Genomic DNA, 12,450 nt, shown 5'->3' on the forward strand with positions numbered 1-12,450 from the left:
CAAAATAGTTCTTTGAGGCATTTTTTAATAAAGTGAAACTCCTAGTTATTCGCCAAGTACCTTCTCAATCTCAACCTCTAAATCCACCGGCTTCGTTTGCGGTGCAAAACGCCCTACTACTTTTCCGTCTTTTCCAATTAGAAATTTTGTAAAGTTCCATTTTACTGCTTTCATACCGAGTAAACCTGGTGCTTGTTCTGTCATGTATGTATACAGAGGATGAGCCTTATCACCTTTTACATCAATTTTTGCAAACATTGGGAAGTTTACACCGTAGTTTAATTCACAAAAACTAGTAATATCTGCTTCTGTTCCTGGTTCTTGCCCTCCGAATTGGTTACAAGGGAAACCGAGTATTTCTAGCCCTTGTTCTTTATATTTATCATATACTTCTTGTAATCCTTTATATTGCGGTGTAAACCCGCATTTACTAGCTACATTTACAATAAGAAGTGCTTTTCCTTCGTAATCTTTTAACGATTTTTCTTCACCTGTAATTGTTTTAGCTGAAAAATCATAAATTGTCATTGTCCTTACCCCTCTCTTCACTATCATTCTATGTTTATACTATACTACATTCGTGAATATACGGCTCTTATTACGTATTTACACGTTAAAATGATAGCGCTTTATTTATGTTTAAAAATTCGACACAATCTACTAGACTTTTATGATGGAAAGTTTTACAATTAAATTGTGAACAAAATGTGACAGTTTATATTCTATTATTATAGAAAAGGATGGTGTTCAATATGAAAACTGCACAACATGAAACGATTTCAAATCGCGAGTTTTATTTCGTACTATATATGATGTTATTGTATGTGATTGGCTGGGTAATCGATGTAAATGGTTTATTTTTAAGCTCCTACTTTAATTTAGCGGGAGAGATTATGCTTCCATTAGTTGGCGGCATTGTTGGACTATTCGTTATGTCTATTAATAAACAACAAAGACAATAAGAACATTACAAAAAGGCAGAAGACGAAACTTTCGTTTTCTGCCTTTTTGTATTTTTAGCGTATAATAGTTACATACCGTATACAAGGAGTGGTAAAGATGAAAAAAGTAGAACAATTATCTTCTCACCTATATCTGATTGATGATTTTGATTTACAACATAATGAACGAACTGGTACGTACGTTTTATTAGGTGATGATATTACTTTAATTGAAACTTGTGCAGCCCCTTCTCTTCCGTATATTTTAGACGGCTTACAACAATTACATATTGATTTAAACGAAGTTAAAAACATTATCGTTACACATGTTCATTTAGATCACGCCGGTGCTGCTGGTTTAATGATGGAAAAATGCCCAAATGCTACTTTATATGTGCATTCTCGCGGTGCTCGTCATATGATTGACCCAACAAAACTCATTTTAGGTGCAAAAGCTGTGTACAAAGAAGATTTCGATAAACTTTTTGATCCAATTCTTCCAATTGAAGAAGAACGTGTTCATATTGTACAACATGGTGATACGTTACAAATTGCAGAAGACCGCATCCTTACATTTTATGATACACCGGGACATGCAAAGCACCATATTAGCATTCACGATTCATTAACAAACGGCATTTTTACTGGCGATACAATTGGAATTTATTATAGAGAACTCGCAGACCTTGGTGTAGAACTGTATCTACCATCAACGTCCCCTTCACAATTCCAACCAGATGCGATGATTGCTTCTAAAAATCATATTCAAAGTATGAATGTAGATACTATTTATTTCGGCCATTACGGCGCATCATCCAATGTTACAGAAGTATATAAGCAACTAGAACATTGGTTACCTATTTTCGTTCATACTGGTAAAGAGGTCTTTGAAAAATATAATGATTTCGATGAAGCTACTAAAGCTTTGCAAACTGTATTAATGGATAAGGTCTCTTCTCACCTTACAAAGTTAAACGTTCCATCAGATCATTCCGTTTATAACATTTTACATCTAGATATAGAAATTAGTGCGATGGGCATTATAGATTATTTCACGAAGCAAGAAAAAGCAAACACCACTATTAAATAACTGTAAAAGAAGAGATATACAACAGTAGTTATTGTATATCTCTTCTTTTTTTGAATATATTTTGAGTAAAGGATGGTGGAATATAATGCAAAAAGTGATGCTATACCTCTGCTTTACATTATTTATCGTCTTATTATTATTTGTCGGAGTGAAAATTCAATTTTATTTAGATACAGACGCACAAGTAAACTTTAACGTTTATCCAAGATTATTCTACTTTACACTCTTCCCTCTTATAGTCGGCATTTTATTACGATTCCTTCAATCTATTAATCGTGAAACAAGTAAACAAAACTGGCGCTTTCAACCGGATAAATTTATCGCCATTACTGTGCCTACACTATTCATTTCCTTTTCTCCAGCTCTACTCTTTTCACCAGTTGGTGCGTACCTACCTTATTTAGCTAATATTATTCTTATAAATACAACTTTTGTTACGATAATTAGTTTAATAGCTGGTTATTCACTGTTAGATTCCTTTATACAAAAAGACACTGCAAATATGAAAAAATATAATTAATGACCAATGCTTAAATATCATTGGTTTCGGCGGTTTATTTATAAATGCAATATTACTTGTAAAAGTCGCTACACATGAGAAAAGGAAATTTATATTAAACTAAAGGGGATCACGTACTAAGTCAAATTACGTTTCAATAAAGAAAGCTCAAAGCAAAAGCTATGAGCTTTCTAACTTATCTTACCTTTTCGTCTACATACTCCATAAACTGCTCCGCTTTAATAAACCTTTCTTTGTACGCCTCAGGTATTTCTTCTACTTTTATTGCACCAGTTGATTTTGTCTTCACTCGTACGATTTCATGTGTCATTAAAGCTTCCATATAGCGATCAAACTCTTCTTGCGTTAATACTTCTTTACTTGATTTATGACCATTTAATTTATCAAAGTATGGTTGAAGGCCCATACTTACCTTTTTCATTTCTTCTCTTTTTTCTGATGATAATGCATCATAATCAATATTACCGTTCGAATCTCCGTACGCAAGCTTTGCATTCGTTAATTTCTTTAGTTCTTTTGTAAACACTTCATATTCTTTCGTACCCATTTCATCTTTCGCTTCTGATAACTTTGCACTAAAACGCATGTACGCCTCTAATGTCATCGTTCCAGCATGCTTTTTTAAATTCTCAAAAGATCCGTATATACCATCTGCTATAATAGATTGATACGCAAAACCAGTCGTCGGGATTAAAAACGCCGCTGCAAGTACTCCTGCGATAAGGCGTTTCTTCTTCTTACTTCCCCCACGCTTCATTTTTATTTGAACGATTACTTTTTCTTTCAACTCCGGCGGCGCAACAATCCCCTTCGCTTCTTCTTGTATAGATTCTCGAACTCTACAATCTAAACTCATTTCACATTCCCTACCTCTCCTAAAAAGATTTCTTCTACTTGCTCTTTTTGACGTAGTTTCTTTAAAGCCAAATGAATTCTAGATTTCACAGTACCAATTGGAATATGTAATATTTCTGCTACTTCTTCTTGTGAGTAGTCGTGCAAGTACCTTAAAATAATAACTTGTTTCAATTTATACGGTAATTTATGAATAAGTTCGATTAGTTTTCGATTTGATATTTTACTTACAACATCGTTAGAAAAATCACTTTGTACCGGTTTTCTTTGCTCTTCTGCTTTTTTTATAATTCGTAGTCGCATCCACCTCTTTCTTCTATAAGAGTGAATTTGTTTAATTACAAGTCCAATTAGCCAAGGACGAAATGGCTTCTCGCTATCATACTTACGAAGCGATTCATATAGCTGTATGTATATTTCTTGAACGACATCATCTACATCCGCTTTATCATCTATTAAAAAATGTGCTGTCTTATATACTTCGTGAATCGTTACATCATATAATTCGCTATACGCTTCTTTATTTCCTGATAAAGTTAATTGGATCAAATCTGTATACACTGTTTCATCCTTCATATACCACCCCTCCTTTGTCTTACACTTTATATTGGCAAGTAATCTATATTTCGTTCGATTTTTTCAAAAGTTTTTTATATAAATTAATATAATGATTCAATACGTTCATAAGCTTCACTTATAACCTTGCATAACTATTATATAATTTTCCAATTCCTGATAAAGATTTAAAATGATTTATATAGTCAAATTTAGGGGGATAAATAATGAAAGCTATCATTGTAACATCGTTCGGTGGTCCTGAAGTGATGAAATATACAGATGTGGATATGCCGGTTATTTCAGAAAATCAAGTTTTAATTCGCGTTGTTGCTACAAGTGTAAATTTCGCTGATATTAAATCACGTTATGGCAAAAAAGGAAATAAAGTACTACCTTTTATTCCAGGGATAGATGTCGCTGGTATAGTAGAACGTGTCGACTCTCATGTGAAAAATATAAACCCTGGACAACGTGTCATTGCTTTTCCTCAAAATGGATCTTACGCAGAATACGTTGTTTCAAATGAAAATCTTACTTTCGTTTTACCTGATGAAGTCGACTTTCAAACTGCAGCAGCTTGTCCGATTGTATCTTTTACAAGCTACGATTTACTCGCAAATGTTGCAAAGCTTCAACAAGGTGAATCAGTACTCATTCATGCGGCTGCTGGTGGAATTGGTACTACAGCTATTCAACTTGCAAAACTATTAGGGGCTGGAAAAGTTATCGGTACTGTCGGAAGTGAAGCAAAAAAAGAAATTCCTTTATATGCTGGAGCTGATTATGTAATTTGTCATCAGAATGAAGATTTTGTAGAGAAAGTCAATGAGCTGACAAACGGTGAAGGGGTTGATGTAATTTTAGATTCTATTTCTGGAACTGTTTCGGAAAGAAGTTTAAAATGTCTTGCTTATTACGGCCGCCTCGTTCATTTCGGTAATGCTAGTGGTGAAATTGGCAATTTTCAAACGAAAGATTTACATGCAAGTTGCCGTTCTATACTCGGTTTTAGCTTTGGAACTACACGAAAAAAACGTCCTGAACTACTCCAAGAAACTGCAAATGAAGTATTCCGTTATTTGCGTGACGGACGTTTGCAAATCAAGGCTACAAAATCTTTTCCACTCCAAGATGCAGGGAAAGCACATGAATGGGTCGAAAGTAGAAAAAGTACAGGGAAAGTAATACTAACTGTTCAGTCCTCTTCCTGAAATGAATACTTGAAACCGAGGTGTCATTCATGGGATCACGAATTATGCATGCTATTATCGCTAACGGTATTGCCGAAAAACTATGTATTCAAGATAGAACTTCTTTCATACTCGGAGGTGTAGCACCTGATGCGGTTCATTCAGCAGAAGAAAAAGGAACTTCACACTTTTACGCTGGCACAACGAAAAATTATACGAGAAGGATAGCTTTTAATTCTTTTTTTCAAAAATATAAAGCTCAAATGGATTCCCCTTTTCTCTTAGGCTATTACACTCACCTCATTGCTGATGATAATTGGCTAAGCGGCTTTTTTCTTCCTTGGCTAAAAAATAGAATAGAAAATGACGAGACGATCGCACCTATGTACTATAACGATTTTAAATTGTTAAATGCAAAGTTGCTTCATCATTACGATAAAGAACAACAGCTCTTCTCGCTTCTCAATCAAGATGCTCACATTGTCGATATTGAAGAGGTTTCTAAAGAAAATGTTTTAGAATTTCGAAAATATCTTTTTGAAGATATGTTGTATCCAAAGCAACATTTGCATGAAGACTTACAGGTGTTTACTTTTAATCAAATTGTCGGTTATATGGAAACCGCTATTGAAAAAGGAACATTTTTTATTAAACAACTCTCTCATGATAAATTCATTTCAAAGATTTAATCCCCCTCAATATGTTTGAGGGGGATTTTCACATAACAATATTATTATCGGTTCTTTTCCATAACCGCAAAATAATTCCCTTCACTATCAGCAAAGTTAAATACTTTACCAGAAGGCATAGTTACCATTTCGCCAACAGTAACATTTTTATTTTTTAAATCTGCATATAATTGATCAAGATTTTCTGAGAAGAACATTAAAGACGGTGTACCAAGATTCAATTCTGGGCTCATCTTAGAGATAACTTCTTTATTATGTAATATAATGCTCGTTTCAGCACCGTTAGTTGGAGCGATTTCAATCCATCTCATTCCTTGTTTATTATCTTCCTCTGCAACTACATGAAATCCTACCTTTTCCGTCCAAAAATTTACTGCCTCATCTTGATTATTTACATATAACATAATTTGTCCTACTTTATGGATCATTGCATTTCCCCCTAATGGTTTTTATATTCTATGTAGCTTTCTACAAATACTATCGTTATTCCTTTTGAGTTGGTATGTACTTCTTTGCAAAATTTATCGACTGACTCATCCCATCCAGTTCATCAAAATAATCATTTCTTTCAATCATGTTATATCCATTGAATCCAATTTCATCTAATACCTTGAAGAATATATCGAAATCCACTTCACCATTTCCTACTGCTACTTCAATATACTTACTTGAACTATCGCTTTTCACTTTTGTACAATCTTTAATATGAGTTTGTACTATATAATCTTTTAATAGCAATAAACCTTCTACCGGATTTTCATTTACATCACTAATTAAATTTGCTGGGTCAAAGTTAACCGCTAATCCTTTTGAATTTATATTTTCTATAAATCGCTTTAACACTATCGCTTTTTCAGATCCTGTCTCAATAGCGAAAAATCCTCCAAATCTGAACGCTAAGTCTCCTATTTCATTACAAACACGTATCATTTTATCATAGTACTCACTATTTTCATCATCAGGGATTTTCCCAATATGGGCAGTTACTATGTTAGCTCCTAACCTTAACCCTTTATCAGTAATATATTTAAGACTCTCTATTGCACATCCAGCTTCAGTTCCTATCATTCCATTTTCTCCGAAGCTAATTGCTAATGACGGGACTTGAATCTCATTAAAAGATAAGTTTTCTTTTAATGTGTTCCATTGTACCTTTGAAATGTTAGCTAAGTTGAAAGTCGAATTCATAGCATATAATTGAATATATTCTAACCCCCATTCTCTCGCCTTCTTTATTCCTTCGTTTACTTCAATATGTTTCGTATTTAAAAACATTCCTAATTTCCTATCCATATGTGTACCTTCTTTTTATTATTTCGTATCAGTTTAATATTCGACTTTTTTTATATTATTTCCTCGTATAAACGAAATAAATAAACTACCCTTTTTTCGATACTCCCAGTAAAAGCATATATATGATAGGCACATAAAAAACACTAATACAATTCCCATTATCACTTGATTACAAATAAAAAAGACGTAACTACAAATAGTTACGCCTTCCTCATCATTTATCTAGGCTTTTTCTTCCCAGTAAATGCTAGTTTCTTTTTCTTTGGTGCTTTCGGTTTTGTTTCTACAAATGATCCTTTGAACATTTCTTGCTTCGTAAATACGATACCTAGTTTTTTCGCAAATTGTAGTAATTTACGCTCTTCTTGCGGTGTTACAAGAGATACAACAGTTCCTTCTTTACCCATACGTCCAGTACGTCCAGAGCGGTGAATATATTGGTCTACTGTGTCTGGTAATTCCAAGTGAATTACATGTGTTAAATCGTCAATATCGATACCGCGTGCTGCAATATCAGTAGCAAGTAAAATTTCTAATTTTCCTCCGCGGAAAGCACGCATCGTCGCTTCACGCTCTTGTTTACTTGCTTCTGCATGAAGAGCCGCTGCTTTCATTTTACGGAATTTCAATTTCTCTGTAATTTCGTCTAAACGGAATGGGTCGTTTAAGAAAGCAACTGCTTTTACATCGCCCATATGCATAATTCTTCTTACGTAATCATTTTTCTCGCGTCGCTCACAAATGATATACGTATGCTCAACTAAGCTTTTTGACTCTGCTCGTGTTACACGTACTAATTGTGGTTCAACTGCTAAGTCACGTGCCGCATCTTCTGCAGCTTTTGTCATTGTAGCCGAGAAGAATACTAATTGACGATCGCGCATCGTAGATTTAATTACATCTTGTACAGCGCCCATCATCTTTTGTTTTACAATTTGATCAAACTCATCAAATACAATTGTTTTCACTTCATGCATTTTTAGCTTTTTCATACGAATTAATTCTAAAATACGTCCCGGTGAACCGACAATCACTCTTGGGTGTTTCTTTAATTTTTCTACTTGGCGCTTAATATCTGCACCACCAATTAAAGATGCACCTGAAATTTCAGTTCCTGCTGTAAACTTTTGAACCTCTTCATGAATTTGCATGACAAGTTCACGTGTTGGTGCTAAAACAACAACTTGTGGCTGTTTTACTTCAGGATTAATTTTATGTAAAAGGGGTAATAAGTACGCTAATGTTTTTCCTGTTCCAGTTGGAGATTCAGCTATAACGTCTTGTCCTTCTAAAATAGTTGGAATCGCTTGTTTTTGAATTTCAGTTAACTCTTTAAAACCAGCCTTCTCCCAAGCTTGTTGTAAAAATGGTTGCATATCTTTTATCATTTGTTTTTCTCCTTTATCTCTATTTTTGAAGAAAATGTTGTATTGTTCGCACCGTTTCTATCATGTGTGAAATAACAGCTATTAAATCATCAACATGGTCTTCTGTAATCGCTTTTTGAAATAGAACCTCTACCTTATTATGATATGAAATCGCTTGCTTATTATATTCGTATGAAAGTTTTTGCGTAATCATTCTTTCTTTTCCCCATATAGAATGCATGAAAGTTTCAATTTCTTCGCACATTACTTCTGGTTTTTCTATCGGGAATGAAAATGCTAATTTCATTTCACAACCTGGTGTAAATTGTGGTACTTCTAATATTTCACCAGACAAGTTCTTTGCATCTACAGATAGTGAAAATGTTGCTTCTACTAACGGTTCGAATGGTTCTGTTAATTGAAATGAAATATGATATATACGACTTAATGAAGCAAGGTCCATCATATCTTTTCGATCAGTTACAAGAATATCTCCATGTAAATCAAAATCATAAACAGCGCCTTCTACGATTACTTTTAAATTATCAAAAGCAGTTGGATCAAACATAATTTCCTCCAAAAAACAGGCGCCTTTCGATGGAAAGGCGCCACTTGATGTATATATAGTTTACAGATAAACGAGATGAATTACAACCTTTTAGAATAAACCTACTGCTTTTCCATCTTCATTTACATCCATTTGTAGTGCTGCTGGTTGTTTTGGAAGGCCTGGCATTGTTAACATTGTTCCTGTTAACGCAACGATAAAGCCTGCACCAATAGATGGTTTTAGCTCACGAATTGTAACGATAAAGTCAGATGGACGACCTAATTTCGTTGCATCGTCAGAAAGAGAGTATTGTGTTTTCGCCATACAAATTGGTAGGTTACTCCAACCTTCGCTTTCATATTGAGCTAATTGTTTACGTGCTTTCGGAGCAAATTCAATATCTTTTGCGCCGTACACTTTTTGAGCAATTGTACGAATTTTCTCTTCTAATGGTAATTCTAATTCATAAAGTGGTGCGTAGTTGTTTTCACCTTTTTCAATTTCTTTTAACACTTTTTCAGCAAGGTCAACTCCGCCTTGGCCACCTTTCTCCCAAACTTCTGTTAAGGATACCGCATAGCCACGCTCATTACACCATTCTTGTAAGTATGCAACTTCTGCATCTGTATCTGTAATGAATTTATTAATTGCAATTACGAAAGGCACACCGAAGCTTTGAATTGTTTCAACGTGCTTCTGTAAGTTCTCCATACCTTTTGCTAATGCATCTACATTTTCTTCTTTTAATTGATCTTTTGCTACGCCACCATGCATTTTAAGCGCACGAATCGTCGCAACAATAACAACTGCTTCTGGTTTAATGCCAGCTGCACGAGCTTTAATATCTAAAAACTTCTCAGCACCTAAATCTGCACCAAATCCAGCTTCTGTAATAACATAATCACCTAATTTTGCTGCCATTGTAGTAGCGATAACACTGTTACAACCGTGAGCGATATTCGCAAATGGTCCGCCGTGAATGATAGCTGGTGTATTTTCTAACGTTTGCACTAAGTTTGGCTTTAATGCATCTTTTAATAATAATGTTAACGCACCTTCTACCCCTAAATCTTTAACCGTTACAGGTTGATTTGCAAAATTATAAGCAACTACGATGCGTGATAGACGTGCTTTTAAATCTTGAATATCTGTTGCAAGGCAGAATACGGCCATAATTTCAGATGCTACTGTAATATCAAAACCGTCTTCACGTGGTACACCTTGAACCGGTCCACCAAGACCAATTACTACGTTACGAAGGGCACGATCATTTAAGTCAACACAACGTTTCCAAACGATTTTACGCGTATCAATTCCAAGTGTGTTTCCTTGTTGGATATGATTATCAATAAACGCCGCTAACGCGTTATTAGCAGTTGTGATCGCATGGATATCTCCAGTAAAGTGAAGGTTAATGTCTTCCATTGGTACAACCTGTGAAAAACCACCACCTGCTGCTCCGCCTTTTAGCCCCATCGTTGGTCCAAGAGATGGTTCGCGAAGTGCAATTACTGTTTTCTTACCAATTTTATTAAAAGCTTGACCTAAACCAACTGTTACTGTTGATTTACCTTCTCCAGCTGGAGTTGGGTTAATCGCTGTTACTAAAACAACTTTACCGTCTTTCTCATTCTGTAAGCGCTTAAAAATATCAAGAGATAACTTACCTTTATAATGACCGTATGGCTCTAATTCATCTTCTAAAATATTTAATTCAGCTGCAATTTCTTGAATCTTCTTCATACTTGCTTCTTGTGCGATTTCAATGTCGGATTTAACTGTTGTAGTAGTTGTCATATACCCTAGTCCCCCTTTAATTGGTTCTGATGATATTGTATCAGTTTTTTGTATTTTCTGCACTTATTTACCTCCTAAAAATTCTTTCATTTCTTTATGCTTTTTTAACATAAATACCCATAAGAATGTTAACGATTGTTGTAACTCTGTAGATAGTTGACCTAACATCTTCTCATTTACTCCGCGCTTATATACACCGATACCATCTACAACTTTAAAACCTTGTTCTTTTACTAACTGTTCAAATTCCCAAGGCATCATCGTATTACACACAACGTCTTTGCCGTATAAACGAGGATAACTGTTCTCTCTTGGCTTTGCTGTCGGTCCTAAAATTGCAATACATGCATATCCATCACTTTTTAGAACACGCTTTATCTCATTTAATGCTCGTAATGGCTCCTCGGTCCATTCTAAAGAATTAATTGCCATAATTGCTTCAAATTGTTCATTTTCAAATGGTAAGGAAGAAAGATCTCCTTTTATAAAAGATAAATCAGGCCCTTCTCCGCGCTCCTTCCCTTTTTGAATCATCACTTCTGATATATCCACTCCAACTGCTTTATAGCCCGCGCGACTTAATTTATATGTACCGTATCCATCACCACAACCAACGTCAAGCACCTTGGCTTCTTTCTTCACATATTGTTCAAAAAATGGAATAATCGTACTCCTACTCCCACTATCCCACATCTCCTGACTATTTTGATTCCAAAACTCTGCACTACTATCCCATTTCTTTTCTGCTGATTCATGCCAATTAAATTTCGTCATATATTCCCCTACCTTCACGCTTTATCACTCATTTCATTCTACATCATTTTCCAAAATTCCTGTTTTATCTTCATAAGGAAATGTACATGCTAATGAAGGAATCTTTATTCTCCAATTTTTGCTTTACTTGGGTTTAACTCATACTCATGTTCTTCTCTTGATGAAAGATACTATAGGTACACCCAATTGAAAGAGAGGGATGTACATGCGAAGAAAGAGAAATCATCATTTTAAAAGTGGTGAAAAAAACGAAGAGTATGCAGCTGAAATATCACCAGCTGGCTTACCAATTAGACATAAGCGTAAAGAAATTGCAAATGAAATAGAAGGTACAAATACCGGTGCAATGATAGGCTATGTCGCTTTATTTCTTTCGCTTTTCTCCATTGCATTTTATCCAGTTACACTCGGTTCCCTTGCGATTTTAGTTGGCTTATTAGCTGTCAATTTCGGAGCAAGAACACTTGGATATACAGCAATTGGTTTTGGGAGTTTTTCTGTTTTATTTACTTTACTTTATCCGCTTGCTTTGTCAGCGTTTTAAAAAAACACACCAAGTTATACTTGGTGTGTTCATTCGTGATACAACATAATATGACCGCATCCACAGCAATGTTTCGCTGTAATTTCTTGAAACACTGGATAATTTTCTTCATCCCTATGCTCAATAAACACCTTTTCAAATCGATACATATTTGGTGCATACGCCCAATCTTGTTTTGTACGTGCGTATAACGTTGAGGAAAAAAACTCCTCACCGCCACAAACAATACATTCCTTCTTCATCAATATCCCTCCTATGCTTGTCTTACTTCATCTATATGAA

General features: G+C 34.9%; 16 protein-coding genes. 6 read left to right on the forward strand and 10 right to left on the reverse strand.

Annotation, left to right across the window (positions count from 1 at the left end; translation table 11 throughout):
• Positions 1-45: 45 nt before the first annotated feature.
• The gene (gene bsaA / locus QCI47_RS17525) at positions 46-528 is read right to left on the reverse strand and encodes a glutathione peroxidase (RefSeq protein WP_000158181.1); all 483 of its coding nucleotides are present in this window, start codon (positions 526-528) and stop codon (positions 46-48) included.
• Between the two features lie 224 nt (positions 529-752).
• Here bsaA and QCI47_RS17530 point away from each other — a divergent pair, with 224 nt between their 5' ends.
• From QCI47_RS17530 to QCI47_RS17540, 3 genes are all read left to right on the forward strand, one after another.
• On the forward strand, positions 753-962 hold the full coding sequence (locus QCI47_RS17530) for a DUF3925 family protein (RefSeq protein ID WP_000844978.1): 210 nt from the start codon (positions 753-755) through the stop codon (positions 960-962).
• A 97-nt stretch (positions 963-1,059) separates the two neighbouring features.
• Entirely contained in the window at positions 1,060-2,031 is a 972-nt protein-coding gene (locus QCI47_RS17535; protein ID WP_000754987.1) for an MBL fold metallo-hydrolase, read from the forward strand.
• Between the two features lie 85 nt (positions 2,032-2,116).
• The gene (locus QCI47_RS17540) at positions 2,117-2,551 is read left to right on the forward strand and encodes a hypothetical protein (RefSeq protein WP_137052561.1); all 435 of its coding nucleotides are present in this window, start codon (positions 2,117-2,119) and stop codon (positions 2,549-2,551) included.
• Between the two features lie 175 nt (positions 2,552-2,726).
• On the opposite strand, the gene QCI47_RS17545 is transcribed toward QCI47_RS17540, so the two are convergent.
• Both QCI47_RS17545 and QCI47_RS17550 read right to left on the reverse strand, forming a co-directional pair.
• Positions 2,727-3,407: a DUF3600 domain-containing protein gene (locus QCI47_RS17545; protein WP_076873631.1), complete on the reverse strand. Its 681-nt coding sequence runs from the start codon at positions 3,405-3,407 to the stop codon at positions 2,727-2,729.
• Positions 3,404-3,982 carry a sigma-70 family RNA polymerase sigma factor gene (locus QCI47_RS17550; protein WP_309422798.1) on the reverse strand — a complete coding sequence of 193 codons (579 nt, stop codon included), beginning with the start codon at positions 3,980-3,982 and terminating at the stop codon, positions 3,404-3,406. Before QCI47_RS17550 ends, QCI47_RS17545 begins: the two co-directional genes overlap by 4 nt.
• Positions 3,983-4,188: 206 nt before the next feature.
• Here QCI47_RS17550 and QCI47_RS17555 point away from each other — a divergent pair, with 206 nt between their 5' ends.
• Positions 4,189-5,175, forward strand: a complete 987-nt coding sequence (locus QCI47_RS17555) for a quinone oxidoreductase family protein (RefSeq protein ID WP_309422797.1) — start codon at positions 4,189-4,191, stop codon at positions 5,173-5,175.
• Positions 5,176-5,204: 29 nt separating this feature from the next.
• Entirely contained in the window at positions 5,205-5,843 is a 639-nt protein-coding gene (locus QCI47_RS17560) for a zinc dependent phospholipase C family protein (RefSeq protein WP_000535596.1), read from the forward strand.
• A 44-nt stretch (positions 5,844-5,887) separates the two neighbouring features.
• Here QCI47_RS17560 and QCI47_RS17565 read toward each other — a convergent pair whose 3' ends face one another.
• From QCI47_RS17565 to QCI47_RS17590, 6 genes are all read right to left on the reverse strand, one after another.
• Positions 5,888-6,271, reverse strand: coding sequence for a VOC family protein (locus QCI47_RS17565; RefSeq protein WP_000581474.1), 384 nt, complete (start codon positions 6,269-6,271; stop codon positions 5,888-5,890).
• A 55-nt stretch (positions 6,272-6,326) separates the two neighbouring features.
• The gene (locus QCI47_RS17570; protein WP_000375197.1) at positions 6,327-7,136 is read right to left on the reverse strand and encodes a sugar phosphate isomerase/epimerase family protein; all 810 of its coding nucleotides are present in this window, start codon (positions 7,134-7,136) and stop codon (positions 6,327-6,329) included.
• 218 nt (positions 7,137-7,354) lie between these two features.
• Entirely contained in the window at positions 7,355-8,524 is a 1,170-nt protein-coding gene (locus QCI47_RS17575) for a DEAD/DEAH box helicase (protein ID WP_309422795.1), read from the reverse strand.
• Positions 8,525-8,543: 19 nt separating this feature from the next.
• A complete protein-coding gene (locus QCI47_RS17580) occupies positions 8,544-9,071 on the reverse strand; it encodes a hypothetical protein (RefSeq protein WP_000460208.1) in 528 nt (175 codons plus the stop codon).
• A 90-nt stretch (positions 9,072-9,161) separates the two neighbouring features.
• Positions 9,162-10,850: a formate--tetrahydrofolate ligase gene (locus QCI47_RS17585; RefSeq protein ID WP_309422817.1), complete on the reverse strand. Its 1,689-nt coding sequence runs from the start codon at positions 10,848-10,850 to the stop codon at positions 9,162-9,164.
• Positions 10,851-10,913: 63 nt separating this feature from the next.
• Positions 10,914-11,624: a class I SAM-dependent methyltransferase gene (locus QCI47_RS17590; protein WP_309422794.1), complete on the reverse strand. Its 711-nt coding sequence runs from the start codon at positions 11,622-11,624 to the stop codon at positions 10,914-10,916.
• A 205-nt stretch (positions 11,625-11,829) separates the two neighbouring features.
• Between QCI47_RS17590 and QCI47_RS17595 the strand changes: the two genes are divergently transcribed.
• Positions 11,830-12,168, forward strand: coding sequence for a hypothetical protein (locus QCI47_RS17595; protein ID WP_001253207.1), 339 nt, complete (start codon positions 11,830-11,832; stop codon positions 12,166-12,168).
• 29 nt (positions 12,169-12,197) lie between these two features.
• Here the strand turns inward: QCI47_RS17595 and QCI47_RS17600 are convergent, their stop codons facing one another.
• The gene (locus QCI47_RS17600) at positions 12,198-12,410 is read right to left on the reverse strand and encodes a hypothetical protein (protein ID WP_000711202.1); all 213 of its coding nucleotides are present in this window, start codon (positions 12,408-12,410) and stop codon (positions 12,198-12,200) included.
• Positions 12,411-12,450 lie beyond the last annotated feature (40 nt).

It is taken from the genome of Bacillus cereus group sp. RP29, assembly GCF_040459765.1.
Classification (GTDB): domain Bacteria; phylum Bacillota; class Bacilli; order Bacillales; family Bacillaceae_G; genus Bacillus_A; species Bacillus_A paranthracis.